This window comes from Roseicyclus persicicus (genome assembly GCF_012395815.1).
GTDB classification, from domain to species: domain Bacteria; phylum Pseudomonadota; class Alphaproteobacteria; order Rhodobacterales; family Rhodobacteraceae; genus Roseicyclus; species Roseicyclus persicicus.
On sequence record NZ_JAAZQQ010000001.1, the window covers coordinates 622,575 to 636,032 of the forward strand.

General features: G+C 68.7%; 18 protein-coding genes and 2 tRNA genes. 16 read left to right on the forward strand and 4 right to left on the reverse strand.

Annotated elements, in window-relative coordinates; genetic code table 11:
- Positions 1 to 9 precede the first annotated feature (9 nt).
- Positions 10 to 77: transfer RNA gene (locus HCU73_RS03220), tRNA-Cys, on the reverse strand.
- A gap of 138 nt (positions 78 to 215) precedes the next feature.
- Between HCU73_RS03220 and HCU73_RS03225 the strand changes: the two genes are divergently transcribed.
- The 13 genes from HCU73_RS03225 to HCU73_RS03285 all read left to right on the forward strand — a co-directional run bounded on the left by HCU73_RS03225 (position 216) and on the right by HCU73_RS03285 (position 9,878).
- A complete protein-coding gene (locus HCU73_RS03225; protein ID WP_168621948.1) occupies positions 216 to 1,490 on the forward strand; it encodes a tyrosine-type recombinase/integrase in 1,275 nt (424 codons plus the stop codon).
- Positions 1,487 to 1,942 (forward strand): hypothetical protein, encoded by a 456-nt coding sequence (locus HCU73_RS03230; protein WP_168621949.1) that lies wholly within the window; start codon positions 1,487 to 1,489, stop codon positions 1,940 to 1,942. Before HCU73_RS03225 ends, HCU73_RS03230 begins: the two co-directional genes overlap by 4 nt.
- A 36-nt stretch (positions 1,943 to 1,978) precedes the next feature.
- A complete protein-coding gene (locus tag HCU73_RS03235; RefSeq protein WP_210730460.1) occupies positions 1,979 to 2,182 on the forward strand; it encodes a helix-turn-helix domain-containing protein in 204 nt (67 codons plus the stop codon).
- The gene (locus HCU73_RS03240) at positions 2,179 to 2,379 is read left to right on the forward strand and encodes a hypothetical protein (protein ID WP_168621950.1); all 201 of its coding nucleotides are present in this window, start codon (positions 2,179 to 2,181) and stop codon (positions 2,377 to 2,379) included. The genes HCU73_RS03235 and HCU73_RS03240 overlap by 4 nt, the downstream gene beginning before the upstream one ends.
- 168 nt (positions 2,380 to 2,547) lie before the next feature.
- Entirely contained in the window at positions 2,548 to 3,369 is an 822-nt protein-coding gene (locus HCU73_RS03245) for a hypothetical protein (protein WP_168621951.1), read from the forward strand.
- A 1-nt stretch (position 3,370) separates the two neighbouring features.
- Positions 3,371 to 3,922 (forward strand): helix-turn-helix domain-containing protein, encoded by a 552-nt coding sequence (locus HCU73_RS03250; protein ID WP_168621952.1) that lies wholly within the window; start codon positions 3,371 to 3,373, stop codon positions 3,920 to 3,922.
- A gap of 501 nt (positions 3,923 to 4,423) precedes the next feature.
- Positions 4,424 to 4,792: a hypothetical protein gene (locus HCU73_RS03255; protein ID WP_210730461.1), complete on the forward strand. Its 369-nt coding sequence runs from the start codon at positions 4,424 to 4,426 to the stop codon at positions 4,790 to 4,792.
- Positions 4,785 to 6,179, forward strand: a complete 1,395-nt coding sequence (locus HCU73_RS03260) for a hypothetical protein (protein ID WP_168621953.1) — start codon at positions 4,785 to 4,787, stop codon at positions 6,177 to 6,179. Before HCU73_RS03255 ends, HCU73_RS03260 begins: the two co-directional genes overlap by 8 nt.
- Positions 6,180 to 6,197: 18 nt before the next feature.
- Positions 6,198 to 6,722: a hypothetical protein gene (locus HCU73_RS03265; RefSeq protein ID WP_168621954.1), complete on the forward strand. Its 525-nt coding sequence runs from the start codon at positions 6,198 to 6,200 to the stop codon at positions 6,720 to 6,722.
- A gap of 130 nt (positions 6,723 to 6,852) precedes the next feature.
- The gene (locus HCU73_RS03270; RefSeq protein WP_168621955.1) at positions 6,853 to 7,851 is read left to right on the forward strand and encodes a major capsid protein; all 999 of its coding nucleotides are present in this window, start codon (positions 6,853 to 6,855) and stop codon (positions 7,849 to 7,851) included.
- Complete coding sequence (locus tag HCU73_RS03275; protein WP_168621956.1) at positions 7,851 to 8,117, forward strand: spike base protein, RCAP_Rcc01079 family; 267 nt, start codon at positions 7,851 to 7,853, stop codon at positions 8,115 to 8,117. The genes HCU73_RS03270 and HCU73_RS03275 overlap by 1 nt, the downstream gene beginning before the upstream one ends.
- Positions 8,117 to 8,392, forward strand: a complete 276-nt coding sequence (locus HCU73_RS03280; protein WP_168621957.1) for a hypothetical protein — start codon at positions 8,117 to 8,119, stop codon at positions 8,390 to 8,392. The genes HCU73_RS03275 and HCU73_RS03280 overlap by 1 nt, the downstream gene beginning before the upstream one ends.
- Before the next feature lie 4 nt (positions 8,393 to 8,396).
- Positions 8,397 to 9,878 (forward strand): hypothetical protein, encoded by a 1,482-nt coding sequence (locus HCU73_RS03285; RefSeq protein ID WP_168621958.1) that lies wholly within the window; start codon positions 8,397 to 8,399, stop codon positions 9,876 to 9,878.
- Here the strand turns inward: HCU73_RS03285 and HCU73_RS03290 are convergent.
- Positions 9,875 to 10,123: a hypothetical protein gene (locus tag HCU73_RS03290; RefSeq protein ID WP_168621959.1), complete on the reverse strand. Its 249-nt coding sequence runs from the start codon at positions 10,121 to 10,123 to the stop codon at positions 9,875 to 9,877. The genes HCU73_RS03285 and HCU73_RS03290 overlap by 4 nt on opposite strands.
- Positions 10,124 to 10,301: 178 nt before the next feature.
- Positions 10,302 to 10,535, reverse strand: coding sequence for a helix-turn-helix domain-containing protein (locus HCU73_RS03295; RefSeq protein WP_168621960.1), 234 nt, complete (start codon positions 10,533 to 10,535; stop codon positions 10,302 to 10,304).
- A 51-nt stretch (positions 10,536 to 10,586) separates the two neighbouring features.
- On the opposite strand from HCU73_RS03295, the gene HCU73_RS03300 reads away from it, so the two are divergent.
- Entirely contained in the window at positions 10,587 to 10,961 is a 375-nt protein-coding gene (locus HCU73_RS03300; protein ID WP_168621961.1) for a hypothetical protein, read from the forward strand.
- 80 nt (positions 10,962 to 11,041) lie between these two features.
- Here the strand turns inward: HCU73_RS03300 and HCU73_RS03305 are convergent.
- Positions 11,042 to 11,115 (reverse strand) — tRNA-Cys (locus HCU73_RS03305).
- A gap of 153 nt (positions 11,116 to 11,268) precedes the next feature.
- On the opposite strand from HCU73_RS03305, the gene HCU73_RS03310 reads away from it, so the two are divergent.
- Both HCU73_RS03310 and HCU73_RS03315 read left to right on the forward strand, forming a co-directional pair.
- On the forward strand, positions 11,269 to 11,922 hold the full coding sequence (locus HCU73_RS03310) for a protein-L-isoaspartate O-methyltransferase family protein (RefSeq protein WP_168621962.1): 654 nt from the start codon (positions 11,269 to 11,271) through the stop codon (positions 11,920 to 11,922).
- A 90-nt stretch (positions 11,923 to 12,012) separates the two neighbouring features.
- Positions 12,013 to 13,398: a TolC family protein gene (locus HCU73_RS03315; protein WP_168621963.1), complete on the forward strand. Its 1,386-nt coding sequence runs from the start codon at positions 12,013 to 12,015 to the stop codon at positions 13,396 to 13,398.
- Positions 13,399 to 13,458: the final 60 nt, after the last annotated feature.

A 13,458-nucleotide genomic window follows, 5' to 3' on the forward strand; every position in this document is an offset into this window, starting at 1 on the left:
GGGGGGCGTTGGAGGCGAGTACCGGAATCGAACCGGTGTGCACGGATTTGCAATCCGAAACACTGTACTATGACGCCCGCAGACACTTGCCCATGTAAGCCGACAAAGCCCTTGTAAATAAGGCGTCTGGTGCCCATAGTATCCGATACAAGCGGACACCTGCGGACATATCTAGTAGGTTCGCCAGCTTACAAATCGCTTACACGGGGGCACCGATGGCCGACAGGAAGAAGCTCACCAAGACCGCGGTGGAGGCGATCGCGCCGCCCGAGGCGGGGCAGGTGCTTGTGTGGGATACCGAGCTTCGCGGCTTCGGTCTCAGGGTCTCGGCGGGTGGCGCGCGGGCCTACATCATGCAGCGCAAGGTCAACGGGCGCGACCGGCGGGTGACGATCGGCCGGGCCGACGACATGAGCGCCGAGGCCGCCCGCAAGGCCGCGCTCAAGCTTGCCGCGCAGTTCGCCGAGGGCAAGGACCCGGTGGCCGAGGCGAAGCGCCAGAAGGCTCGCCAGCTCACCCTGGCCGACGCCTTCGACGCCTATGCGAAGGCCCCGAAGAAGAAGGGCAACGGCCGCGGAGCTCCGAAGAAGCCGCGCACGGTGCGCGACATCGAGGAGGCCGCCCAGCGCTTCGCCGATTGGCTGGACAAGCCCGTCACGGAGATTACCGGCAAGATGGTCCGCGACCGGCATGCGAAGCTCGCCGAGGCGTCGCCGGCACAGGCCAATCTGGCCATGCGCTACCTGCGCGCGGCGCTGAACCATGTGATTGCCGACAGCGACGATGAGGACGACCCGATCCTCAAGCGCAACCCGGTCGACCGGCTGAACCGGCTGAACCAGTGGGCGCCCGCCATGCGCAAGACCGGGCATATCCCCGAGGACCGGCTGGCCGACTGGATCGCGGCCGTCCGGGGCGAGCTGGTCGGGCTCAAGCACGACGCCGAGCTGCGCGACGCGCTCCTGTTCATGCTCCTGACCGGGGCGAGGCGCGCCGAGGTGCTGGGCAACCCGCAGGATGGATACGCACCGCTGCGCTGGGCCGATGTGGACCTCGACCGGCTGACTGTCACCTTCGAGAATACCAAGAACAGGACCGACCACGAGCTGCCCCTCTCCGACCAGCTGGCCGACCTCCTGCGCGCCCGCAAGGACGTGGCCCGCGGCGAATTCGTTTTCGCTGATGCCGAGGGCGTGGTGCCGACCGACCTACGCAGCGCGCTGGCGCGGCTGGAGCGGGCGACCGGCTTCCGGGTGACGGCGCACGACCTGCGGCGCACCTTTGCCACGGTGGCCGCCCGCCTCGACATCTCGGCGTACAAGCTCAAGCGGCTGACCAACCACATCTCGGGGGGCGACGTGACGGCCGGGTATGTGCAGGTCACGACCGAGGATCTGCGCGACGCGATGCAGCGGATCGCCGACTACATGCTCAGCCCCGGCCGCCGGAAGGCCGAGAACGTGGTGCAGCTCCGGGGGGTGGCGGGGTGAGCGACATCGCTGATCTGGCCGACCCGATCGAGGTATGGGAGATGGCGCTCGGCCGGCCTGCAGCCCTGGTCGAATTGCTTGAGGGCGGCGGGCCAATTTCGGCCCGCACGCGCGCAGCTCTGGCGCTGTACTTCCGCGGCGAGCTCAAGATGAAACGTGGGCGCCCGGGCGGTCAGGCCATCGCTTCCGTGTGGGCGCGCGAGATGGCCGAGTTCGAATACTGGCGGATCGCTCAGCGGCTTCGACAGCGGCGACGCTTCAAGGGCAAGCGAGATTGGCTGATCGAAAAGGTGGCGCTTCGGCATGGCCTGACCTTTGAACAGCTCAGGGACTTCATCAATCGAAAGGACAAGCCGAAGAGCGGGCCTACATTCGGTGAGGGCGAGCGGTATGCCCTTTGGGCGGCACGGAATGGGCGTGATTTTTCGTTGAAGAAAGACAGCGGCGGCTAACGCCAGTCTGCCCTCACAATCAATCGTGAGGGCATCATGACAGACACCCACAACACCCTGCCGAAGCTGCGCACGACCGTTCAGGCAGCGCAGTACCTTGGCGTCAGCCCTAAGTGGCTGGAACGCGACCGCATGAACGGGGCGACCGTCCCCTTCATCCGCGTCGGGCGCCATGTCCGCTACAGCGAGACCGACCTGGCCGCCTTCCTATCCGCGAACCGCGAGGGGGTGGCGGCATGAACATCGAGCTTGCGAACGCACGGGCCACCAAGATCGCTTTGCTGACCGGCACCATGCTTCAGGCCGAAGCAGAGCTTGCCGCGGGGCGGATCCCGCCTCACCGGGTCGAAGCCGTGCGCGTCGCGTCCGATGCGATGCTGTCGGTGTGCCGAAAGCAGGCCGCCGAGCTGGTGAAGGCCCTGGCCCCCCAGAAATAACAACCCCCGCCGGCGGCACGGCGGGGGCTGGGACTTCGTGAGGCTTGGACGGCTTCGTGGGGTATCATGGCACCGCGCGCCGCCGGGGGCAACTCCCACGGCACAGCGAGCAGAGATATGGTTTATCAGGCCAGCCCGATAAAGCGGGCGCGAGCGACGAAAGACGAGATGGAGGAGCGCGCGGCGTTCCTCATCGACTACGCGAGGGCGCACGGCCCCGTGACAGTGCGGGGCCTATTCTACGCTGCGACAACGGCCCGGATGCCCGGCATCGAGAAAAGCGAGCTGGGGTATGCCAAGGTACAGTCCCAGGTGCTGAAGCTTCGGCGCGAGGGCCGCATGCCGTACAACGCCATCGCCGACGCGACCCGGTACATGCGCAAGCCGCGCACCTTCGACGGGGTGGAGGATGCGCTCCAGAGCACGGCGCAGCTCTACCGCAAGGCCCTGTGGGCAGAGGCCGGCGAAGAGGTGGAGATCTGGGTCGAGAAGAGCGCGCTGGCCGGTGTGCTCTACCCGGTCACAGCGGAGTACGATGTACCCCTGATGCCGACCGGCGGTTACACGTCCGAGACCTTCGCCCATGAGGCTGTCGACAGGATGAGGCGCACCGAGCGCACCCTGGTGATCTACAGCCTGTACGATTTCGACCGGAGCGGGAAGGACGCCGAGCTGTCGTTGCAGGAGAAGGTCGAGAGGTTTGGCGCTGAGTACGGGGTGCCGGTGGAGTTCAACTCCCTCGGGCTCAGCTTCGAGCAGGTGCAGGCCATGGACCTCCCGACCCGCCCGGCGAAGCGCAAGACCGTCGCCGACCAGCGGTGGCCCTATTCCTTCGCGGCCGAGCTGGACGCGATCCCGCCCCATACGCTGCGCGAGATGGTGCGCGACGCGATCGAGGATCACCTCCCGCGGTGGCGGCTCGACCAGCTCAAGAGGATCGAGGCGGAAGAGCGCGCCCTGATGATGCGCTTCGCCGAGCAGGTGGCATGACATGGGCCGCGACCGGCGAAACGAAGGCGCCCCGGAGCACTTCACCAAGATGCTGCGGGTCAACATGGAGGCGCCCGCCTGGCGCGCGCTCAGCGTCCATGCGCAGGCGCTTTACCCATGGCTCAAGCTCGAATGGAAAGGGCCTCAGGCGAACAACAACGGGCGTATCGAGATGTCAGTGCGACAGGCGGCCGACCTCCTCGGGTGCTCGCGGGAAACAGCCGCGCTCGCGCTGCGCGACCTCCAGCGCAAGGGGTGGCTGGCGGTGACGCAGGCGGCATGCCTGGGGCTCAAGGGCGCTGCCCGCGGCAATCAGTATGAGCTGACCGAGATTGCGCTACCGGGAGAAGGCCGAAGGCCGCGGAACCTGTTCCGCGACTGGAAGCCCGACCGCGAATTCCCCTTCGCCGACATCCGCACCAACAACCCCTCCGGCAGGAACGGAAGGCAGAAGCCTGTCATGCGTAGCAGGACGCCACGTCATGCCCAGCAGGACGAAGCGGAACACCACGTCATGGCAGGCAGGACGTCAGAGGCGGCCACGTCATGCTGAGCAGGACGAAAGGCCCCGAAAATCGCCCGGCACGTCATGCTGAGCAGGACACCCTTATCTACCAGCCCCATGGGGGCGCGACCTCTACGCCCTGCGCTCTCCTACCCGACGCATCGACGGCAGGGGCGCGCGTCCTTGGGCAACTTGCCCAAGCACAGGACCACTCCGGCACCGCTACGCCTCAGGGGGCTTTACCATGCCAGCCTGATAAACGGTCGGGCCAACGTACCGCCGCGCTGTCGCAACTTGCGACAGGAGCAGTCGGGCGATCCGCACTTCCAACTTGGAAGAGGACATCGCTGATGGTGAGCAGCAAGTTGATGCTCACGCCAATACGGGCTGGGGCAGGGGTCGGAGCCGATCGAGGGCCGAAAGTGCCCCTGATAGCACGCATCGGACACTGTATCCGGTGCAATCAACGTGCAAAGGCTTGTTATGCATTGGTGATCTTCCGATCATCATGCAATAGTAAGCCAAGTGTAAGCGAGAAAGGCTGAGAACGTGCCCAAACCCGTGGTCCCCGACCGCTTCGAAGCGGGATACCTCGACCGGATGGACGGCCGCACCGCGCTGGCCGCCGAGATGCGCGCCCGGTGGCAGGAGCTGACCGACGACCTGGGCGGGGCTGACCGCATGTCCTATGCCAAGCGCAGCCTGTGCGAGCGTGCCCTGTGGCTGGAGCACTGGATACGGGAGGCCGAGCGGGCGCTGGCCGAGGGGCGCCCCGAGGACTTCGACGTGTCCCGGTGGGTGTATGCCAGCAACTCCCTGCAAGGCATCTTCGCCAAGCTGGGCCTCGACCGGGTGGCGCGCGACGTGACCGACCTGCGGGAGTACATGGCGAAGGCCAAGGCGGGCGGCGATGGCTGACGGCTTCACCATCCTCGACGCCATGACCGACCCGGCGCTGTTCGGCGACCAGTTCGGCGGGCCGTCCTTCGCGGGCTGGCGCGCCCTCCTGGCGGCCTTCTATGGCCTCGACCTGACCGACGAGGACCGGGCGCTGGTGGCGTCCATCACCGGGCGCGAGGAGGCGACACCGGACACCCTGCGCGAGCTGTGGCTGGCTGTGGGCCGGCGGGGCGGCAAGAGCAACGTGTCGGCGCTGGTTGCGGGCTTCGAGGCGGCCTTCCGCGATCACCGGGACCGGCTGTCACCGGGCGAGTGGGCCACTGTCCTCCTGATCGCGGCCGACCGGGCGCAGGCCCGCACCCTGATGCGCTACGTCCGGGGCCTGTTCGAGAACCCCATGCTGCGCCGCATGGTGGTGCGGGAGACCGAGACCGGGCTGGAGCTGTCCAACCGCTGCGCCATCGAGATCGGTACGGCGAGCTTCCGGTCGGTCCGCGGCTACACGCTGGCGGCCGTGGTCTGCGACGAGATAGCCTTCTGGCAGGTCGAGGGGGCCTCGCCTGATGCCGAGATCATCGCGGCTCTTCGTCCTGCCCTAGCGACGCTGGACGGGCGGCTGGTGGCCCTGTCCTCGCCCTACGCGCGGCGGGGCATGCTGTGGGAGACCTACCGCCGGCACTTTGGGGGCGAGAGCGGGCGTGTGCTGGTCGCGCAGGCGCCATCGCGGACGATGAACCCGACGCTGCCCGAGCGGGTGATCGAGGAGGCCATGCGGGAGGACCCGGCGCGGGCCAAGGCCGAGTACCTGGCCGAGTTCCGCACCGACATCGCGTCGCTGATCGCGCCCGAGCTGATCGAGCAGGCGACGCGGCCGAAGCCGCTGGAGCTGCCCCCGGTGCGGGGCGAGCGGTACGTCGCCTTCGTGGACCCTGCGGGCGGTGGCGCGGACGAGTTCACGCTGTCGATCGCGCACCGGGAGGGCGACGCGGTGGTGGTGGACCTGGTACGGGGCGCCCATGGGAGCCCGGCGCAGATCGTGGAGGAATATTCGTCGCTCCTGAAGCGGTACGAGCTGCGCGAGGTGACGGGGGACCGGTACGCAGGCCGCTGGCCGCGCGACGAGTTCCTGCGCTGGGGCATCCGGTACGAGGTCAGCGAGCTGGACCGGTCGGCGCTGTACCTGGAGCTCCTGGCGGCGATGAATTCGGGGCGGGTCGAGCTGCCCCCTTGTCCGCGGCTGGCGCGGCAGTTGCAGGCGCTGGAGCGCCGCACGGGCCGCAGTGGGCGGGACATGGTGGATCACCCGCCGGGCGGTCACGACGACCGGGCGAACGCGCTTGCCGGTGTGGCGGCGCTGGTGACGGCACCGCGGCACTTCTGCCGGGTGGCCGAATTGAGGCTGTAGCGATGAAAGGACAGCAGGATGGCTGACGACGACGACAAGGACGGGCTGGAGCCCAGCGGTCTTGTGGCGAAGAACAAGGAGCTCCTGGCCGAGGTGAAGGGCCTCAAGGCTCGCGTAAAGGAGCTGGAGGAGGAGCTGGGCAAGGCCGCCGGCCGCGCCGAGGTGGCCGAGGCCGAGGTGCGGCGGATCACGCTGGACGAGCCGGTGGAGGCCGTGCTGGGCGACCTGTTCGCGGTGAAGCTGAAGTACGTGATGCCCGACCTGCGCGAGCACTTCGACTTCCGGCTTGAGGACGGCGCCGTGCGCTTCGTGACCGCCGAGGGCGAGCCGGTGAAGATCGAGGAGGCCGGCGGCAAGCGTGACGCGCAGTTCACGGCCTCCGATGTGCGCCGGGCGCTGGAGGCCCATGGCGGCTTCGACCAGGTGCTGGTTTCCGAGTTCAAGGGCGGCTCCGGGAAGCCTCCGGGGTCCAACTCCGGCGGCATCCGAGTTCCCCCAAAGGACCGGCAGGCGAAGGTTGAACCGCGATTCGGCCTGCGGTAGACTGCAACCAGCGCGTGGCGGCATGGCCCGAGGTCAGCCGCCCGCGCGTCCCCAGCGGCCGAGCCGCACCGACAGCGCCTCAGAGGGGCGCGGCGTCTTTCCCCGAAATCGAGAGACATGAGGTGCAGCTATGGCTGTCGTCCAACTCGCGGACGTGATCGTCCCTACCGTATTCACCGACTACGTGGTGCAGAACACCATGGAGACCAGCGCTCTGGTGCAGGCCGGCATCGTGGCGCGAAACGCGGCGATGGAGCAGCAGCTCCAGGCCGGTGCGGACTCCTTCGCCGTTCCCTTCTGGAACGACATCGCCGACGACGAGGCGAACATCACCAACGACAACCCGGCCTCGACCGCGACCCCGCGCAAGATCGGGACCGGCAAGCAGGTGGTCCGCAAGAGCTTCCTGCATAATTCCTGGTCCGCGATGAACCTGGCGAGCGAGCTTGCCGGCGCCAACGCGCTCCAGCGCATCCAGGACCGCGCGGCGGCCTACTGGACGCGGCAGCTCCAGCGCCGGCTGATCTCGTCGCTCAACGGCATCCTGGCCGACAACGTGGCGAACGACAGCGGTGACATGGTGGTGGACATCTCCGGCGAGACCGGGGCCGCGGCCGTGTTCTCGGCGTCTGCGGTGATCGACGCCGCCGCGACCATGGGCGACCAGATGGGCGCCGTCTCGGGCATCGCCATGCACTCGGACGTCTACACGCTGGCGCTGAAGAACGACATGATCGAGACCATCCCGGACAGTCAGGGCGGCATGATCCGCACCTTCCGCGGGATGGCTGTGATCGTGGACGACCTTCTGCCCGTGTCGAGCGGCGACTACACGACCGTCCTGTTCGGGCCGGGGGCCGTGGGCTGGGGTCTGACCGCGCCGCGCATCGCGCAGGGCACCGAGGTGGAGAACCTGCCCGGCGCCGGCAACGGTGGCGGCCAGCAGATCCTGCACTCGCGCATCAACATGGCGATGCACCCGGCGGGCTTTCAGTGGCTCGAGGGGTCGGTCGCGGGCGAGAGCCCGACCATCGCCGAGCTGGCCCTGGCGGCCAACTGGAACCGCGTGGTGGAGCGCAAGGCCGTGGGCCTCGCCTTCCTGATCGCCCGGGTCGAGGCGGCCGCCTGATGACCCGTGATCCATTCGATGATCGCCGGTCGGGTCTGAACGACCCGGCCGAGGGCCTGATCCAGGTCACGCCCTCCGACACGACGGATCTCGGCGTCATCTGCCGGGGCCTCTACGTGGGCAACGCTGGCGACGTGGCGGTGCGGGCCTCCGACAACACCGAGGGGGTTTTCGAGAACGTGGCGGCAGGGACTTTCCTGCCGGTGCGCGCCCGCCGCGTGCTGGAGACCGGGACGACCGCGACCGGCATCCTCGGGCTGTACTGATGGCCCGGGGCGCCGAGATCGCCGGGTTGGAGGTCCGGGACATCGAGCTGTACCAGCCGCCGCAGGTGGTGGACAGCTTCGAGGTCCTGGCCTCCTTCACCCTGCGGATCTGGCCCTTCAAGATGCGCGGCTGCGAGCTGGCGCGGGCTGAGAACGGCAAGATCGTCCCATGGCTTCCCGAGGACGTGTTCCTCCTCAAGGCCAAGGTGCGCGACGTGCTGACCCACGAAATCCTCGCGCGCTTCCGCGACGCGGGCCACGACCTCAAGGAATAGGCCGATGGTCGATATCGCAACGCTCGCCATCGCGGTGGACAGCACGCGGCTGCGGCAGGGCACCCGGGACCTTGACCGCATGGGCGACCAGGCAACGGCCACGGGCGCGCAGGTCGCGCGCTCGGCGGCGCAGATGACCAACGGCTTCAACACGACCGCCCGTGCGGCCCAGGGCATGGGCGGGGCAGGTCTGCGCAACACCATGATGCAGCTCTCCCAGGTCGCCCAGCAGGCCAGCGCGACCGGCCGGCCGCTCCAGGCGCTGGCGATCCAGCTTCCCGACCTGACGCTCGCCTTCGGGCCCCTGGGCATTGCGCTGGGCGCGGCGGCGGGCGCCTTCCTGCCCTTCATCGCCAACGCGCTCCGGGCCGAGGATGTGACAGGCGACCTGATCGCTGAGCTCACGCAGATGCCGGGCGGGCTAAGTGCCATGCGGGCGAGCATCGCCGAGCTGTCCGATCTCCAGGACGCCTACACGCAAGCCATTCACGCCAGCGGCGGCGCCTCGACCGGGCTGGCCGCCCGCGTGGTTGCCAACTCCCGGACCGAGTTCGAGGCCCGGCGCGAGGTGCTGGAGGTTGAGATGCAGCTCCTGCGCATCCGGGGCGAGGAGCAGCGCATGCAGCTCCAGAACCTCCAGGACCAGCAGCGAATGCAAATCGGCAACCGGATGGAGCAGATCGAGTTGTTCCGAGGTCAGGAGCGAGATGGGTACTGGTCCCCGATCGGGGCGCCGAACATGGGGCTTGGGACCGAGCTGCACGGGTCCGCGGTGGACCGCATGCACGTCCTGGCGATGCAGCGGCTCAGGGCCGAGCTGTCCCTCACGGAGCTGGCGCTGGAAGAGGCCGACGCGGCGCTGGAGGCGAGCTTCCTCGGGCCGGGTGAGGCCGGCGACCTGCCGGGCACAGGGGGCGGCCGTGCGCGCGCCGCGCAACTCGCCGACGAGGTGGAGCAACTGACCGAGGCGATGGAGTTCCTGGAGGCCCAGCAGCAGACGATGCAGGACGGCTTCCTGGACGCCATCGTGGCGGGCGAGGACCTGACCGAGGTATTCCAGCGGCTGGCGGCCACCATCGCCCGCGCGGCGCTGGAGGCAGCCTTGTTCGGCGACGGTCCCCTCGCCGGGCCCCAGATGGGCGGCGGGCTCCTCGGGCCGCTGTTCTCCAGCATCTTCGGCGGCTTCCGCGCAGGCGGCGGCCCCGTGTCCTCTGGTCATGCCTACATGGTGGGCGAGAACGGCCCGGAGCTGTTCGCTCCGCACGCCCCTGGCACGGTGGTGCCTGACGTCGGCGGGAACAGCGGCCCCGGCGTCACGGTGAACGTCATCAACAACTCGGGCGAGCAGGTCGAGACGCGGGAAAGCCGCGGCCCCGATGGCCAGCGCCTCATCGAGGTCGCAGTGGGCCGCGCTATCGCCTCGGGCAGGTTCGACCGCGCGCTCGGCTCCCGCTACGGCAGCAAGCCCCAAGGAACGCGCCGCTAGGCCGCCAAGCTCTCGATCTCTGCCTCGCACACATACTCATGGGTCAGCCGGATCACGTCTTCGACACTCAGGCTATAAGGTACCGGCGACATGCCATCCGCCTCGATCCACGACCCGACGACTTCATTGAAGACGAGGATCGCGTAACCCTCTCCACGCTTTACGAGCTTGAAGCCGATCTTGGCTAGCCGTTTCTGCATGCGCTTGGCGAGACGTTCTTCGGTGGGGGTCTTAAAGCTCTTCATGGGACATACCCTTTCAATGCGCTGATGCGCTGTTTCAGTGGATATGCGCCTTACCGCGGAGCCTTGCCCTGCTACCCCTTGGCTGTGCCATCTGCGGCGATGGCGTTGGGGCAGGACTATAGGATGTAGCGGCCGACACCCGCCGCTCCCTGAAACCTGGCACGTCAAATGGGCCGCGTCAAGGATCGAGCTTCCTGAGCCTCACGCCGGGGCCGCCCCCGTTCTCGGGGATGAACTCGACACCGGCCTCGACCAGGGCGCGCTCGATGGTCGCGTGCGCGTATCCAGGTCCGGTGGCTTCCGTCTCCGCGCGCGTGACGGTGTTCCGGTGGACGCCAGCATGCTCGGCGAGGTCGCGCACCGACCAGTTGAGGAGCGCACGCGCCGCCCGAATTTGTGCACTTGTCACCATTCTCTGCCCCTGATATTGTGCCTGTGTCACCATTACCCCCATGAGGAGACCATGACAATGACCGTCGAAAAGCTTTCGCTGCACCAGCGCCGCAACTTCGAAAATACCGAGGACGCCATCAACCGCCTGCGTGGGGTTTTGACCGCGATCGACGCGCTGTCGCAGGACACCAACGCGCTTTCGCATTGCGCCGAGAGCGACGCGATCCTGGTGCTGGTCGGGATCTCTCAGGACCTTCTCGCGGTGGTGCAGCGCAGGCATGCGCAGGAGTGGGTCGGGCTCGGCGGGCACTCCGATATCCTGACCGAGGCCGAGGAGGCCGAGGCGCTCGGCAAAGATGCGGTGGCGGCCGATCTCGATCTGGCGGCGAAGGCGGCGCAGCTCATGGCCGACAGCATCAGCAGGTCGTCCAGCGCACCCGCCTGAGCGGCTTACTTTCCGCTTACTAACGACAAGGGCGCCTCTCGGGGCGCCCTCTGTTTTTCGTCTAAGTGCTTGAAAAGATTTGGAGGCGAGTACCGGAATCGAACCGGTGTGCACGGATTTGCAATCCGCTGCGTAACCACTCCGCCAACTCGCCGTCGCCGGGATACCGTGTCAGGTATCGCAACGGGGCGCCCCGCGCAAGGCGCGAAAGGGGGCAAACGTCGCAGAGACGCAGCCGCCCGTTGCGCGATCCCGCGGGCTGTGCCAAGACTTCGACAGCTCAACTAGACGAATTGGTTCAGTTCCCATGGCAGACTTCGCCGCCCGTCGCCGCACCATGGTCGACACCCAGATCCGTCCCTCGGACGTCACCAGCTTTCCGATCCTCGACGCCATGCTCAGCGTCCCGCGCGAGGCCTTCGTGCCCGGCGGGATGCGCGATCTGGCCTATGTCGGCGGCCCGGTGCCGCTGTCGGCCGGGCGTCAGCTGATGGAGCCCCGCACCATCGCCAAGATGCTCGCCGCGCTGAAGGTGACGCCGTCCGACCTCGTGCTCGAGATCGCGCCCGGCATGGGCTACACCACCGCGCTGCTGGCGCGCATGGCCGAGGCCGTGGTCGCCGTGGAGGAGGACGAGGGCCTGGCCCGCGAGGCCGAGGCCGCGCTGTCGGCCCACGACATCCACAACGCCGCCGTGCTGACCGGCCCGATGGCCGCGGGCAGCCCCCGCAACGGCCCCTACGACGCCATCGTCGTCTTCGCCGGCGTCGAGGAGATCCCCCCGGCGCTGATCGACCAGCTCAAGGAGGGCGGGCGCATCGCGGCGGTCTTCATGCAGGGCGCGCTGGGCGAGATGCGGCTGGGCCACAAGGTGCACGGCGCGGTGTCGTGGCGGATGGAGTTCAACGCGACGGCCCCGGTTCTGCCGGGCTTTGCGCGGGTGCCCGGCTTCGTGTTCTGACCGGGCCGCCGCGCCGGGGCGCCCGGGCAGGCAGGGCGCACCGATACGTGACGAACAGGGCGGCAGGCCCGACAGGTATGAGGTGACGCGATGACGAGCAGGATCTTCCGCACGGGCCGCGGCCTGGTCGCGGCGCTGGCCGTGGTGGCGATGACCGCCGGGGCCGCGGCGGCCGACTCGCTGCGGCAGGCGATGGCCGACGCCTACCGCAACTCGCAGCTGCTGGAACAGAACCGCTACCTCCTGCGGCTGTCCGACGAGGGCGTGACCCAGGCCGTCGCGCAGCTCTATCCCACGCTCACCTTCATCGCCGGCACCAACCGCGACCTGATCAACGACACCACCACCTCGACCGCCCGGCTGGTGGCCGAGATGGTGATCTACGCCGGCGGCGGCCGCACCAGCGCCCGGCGCGGCGCCGAGGAGACGGTGAACGCCGCCCGCCAGCAGCTGGTCGCGCTCGAGGCGCAGGTGCTGCTGGACGCCGTCACCGCCTATCTCGAGGTCTGGGAGGCGCAGCAGGTCGTCTCGGTCCGCGAGGCCAACGTGCGCGTCCTGACCCAGCAGCTGCGGGCCGCGCGCGACCGCTTCGAGGTCGGCGAGGACACCCGCACCGATGTCGCGCAGGCCGAGGCGCAGCTGGCCACCGCGCGCTCCAACCTCGCCGCCGCGCAGGGCACGCTCGAGATCGCGCGCGAGATCTTCAACCTCGCCGTCGGCCGCTATCCCAACGGCCTGACCGGCCCCGGCGGCCTGCCGAACCTGCCCCGCTCCGAGGCCGAGGCCGGCCAGCTGTCCCGCCAGCAGCACCCCGCCGTGCTGGCGCTCCAGCACGAGGTCGCCGCCGCCGAGTTCGCCGTGCAGGAGGCCCGCGCCGCGACCCGGCCGAACATCACCCTCGACTTCACGGCCACCGACACCTTCCAGGCGACCAACCCGTTTCTCGAGGGCGAAAGCGCCTCGGTCGGCCTGACCCTGACCCAGCCGATCTACCGCGGCGGCCAGCTTGCCTCGATCGAACGCCAGGCGCTGGCCCAGGTCGAGGCCGTGCGCGCCGCGCTGAACCGGCAGACACAGCTGAACCTGCAGGCGGTCGGCACCGCCTTCGCGCGGTTCCAGATCGCGACCGCGCAGATCCAGGCCTCGGACCAGCGCATCCGCGCCGCCGAGCTGGCCTTCGAGGGCGTGCGAGAGGAGGCGGCGCTGGGCGCGCGCACCACGCTCGACGTGCTCGACGCCGAGCAGGACCTGCTCGAGGCCCGCATCAGCCGCATCGAGGCCGAGGCCGACCTCTACGCCTCGGCCTATGGCATCCTTTCCGCCGCCGGCCTGCTGACCGTCGGCCGGCTGGACCTGCCGGTGCCCGAATACGACGTCGAGGCCTACGGCGCGGCCTTCCCCGGCGGCGTGCCGCGGGTGCTGTCGCCGCAGGGCGAGCGGCTCGACAGCCTGTTGCGGTCCATCGGCCGGGACTGAACCGCGGGCGCGGATCCGTCGCATTCCAGCTATCCGTTGTGCGGACGGGCACTTGCGGCT

What these genes read in the sequence shown, in the direction of transcription:
- HCU73_RS03295 (WP_168621960.1), bottom strand. Translation starts at nt 10,535, where the DNA reads ATGGTGACAAGTGCACAAATTCGGGCGGCGCGTGCGCTCCTCAACTGG.
- HCU73_RS03315 (WP_168621963.1), top strand. Translation starts at nt 12,013, where the DNA reads ATGACGAGCAGGATCTTCCGCACGGGCCGCGGCCTGGTCGCGGCGCTG.
- HCU73_RS03280 (WP_168621957.1), top strand. Translation starts at nt 8,117, where the DNA reads ATGGCCCGGGGCGCCGAGATCGCCGGGTTGGAGGTCCGGGACATCGAG.
- HCU73_RS03275 (WP_168621956.1), top strand. Translation starts at nt 7,851, where the DNA reads ATGACCCGTGATCCATTCGATGATCGCCGGTCGGGTCTGAACGACCCG.
- HCU73_RS03245 (WP_168621951.1), top strand. Translation starts at nt 2,548, where the DNA reads ATGGAGGAGCGCGCGGCGTTCCTCATCGACTACGCGAGGGCGCACGGC.
- HCU73_RS03250 (WP_168621952.1), top strand. Translation starts at nt 3,371, where the DNA reads ATGGGCCGCGACCGGCGAAACGAAGGCGCCCCGGAGCACTTCACCAAG.
- HCU73_RS03265 (WP_168621954.1), top strand. Translation starts at nt 6,198, where the DNA reads ATGGCTGACGACGACGACAAGGACGGGCTGGAGCCCAGCGGTCTTGTG.
- HCU73_RS03300 (WP_168621961.1), top strand. Translation starts at nt 10,587, where the DNA reads ATGACAATGACCGTCGAAAAGCTTTCGCTGCACCAGCGCCGCAACTTC.
- HCU73_RS03240 (WP_168621950.1), top strand. Translation starts at nt 2,179, where the DNA reads ATGAACATCGAGCTTGCGAACGCACGGGCCACCAAGATCGCTTTGCTG.
- HCU73_RS03270 (WP_168621955.1), top strand. Translation starts at nt 6,853, where the DNA reads ATGGCTGTCGTCCAACTCGCGGACGTGATCGTCCCTACCGTATTCACC.
- HCU73_RS03260 (WP_168621953.1), top strand. Translation starts at nt 4,785, where the DNA reads ATGGCTGACGGCTTCACCATCCTCGACGCCATGACCGACCCGGCGCTG.
- HCU73_RS03290 (WP_168621959.1), bottom strand. Translation starts at nt 10,123, where the DNA reads ATGAAGAGCTTTAAGACCCCCACCGAAGAACGTCTCGCCAAGCGCATG.
- HCU73_RS03310 (WP_168621962.1), top strand. Translation starts at nt 11,269, where the DNA reads ATGGCAGACTTCGCCGCCCGTCGCCGCACCATGGTCGACACCCAGATC.
- HCU73_RS03235 (WP_210730460.1), top strand. Translation starts at nt 1,979, where the DNA reads ATGACAGACACCCACAACACCCTGCCGAAGCTGCGCACGACCGTTCAG.
- HCU73_RS03225 (WP_168621948.1), top strand. Translation starts at nt 216, where the DNA reads ATGGCCGACAGGAAGAAGCTCACCAAGACCGCGGTGGAGGCGATCGCG.
- HCU73_RS03285 (WP_168621958.1), top strand. Translation starts at nt 8,397, where the DNA reads ATGGTCGATATCGCAACGCTCGCCATCGCGGTGGACAGCACGCGGCTG.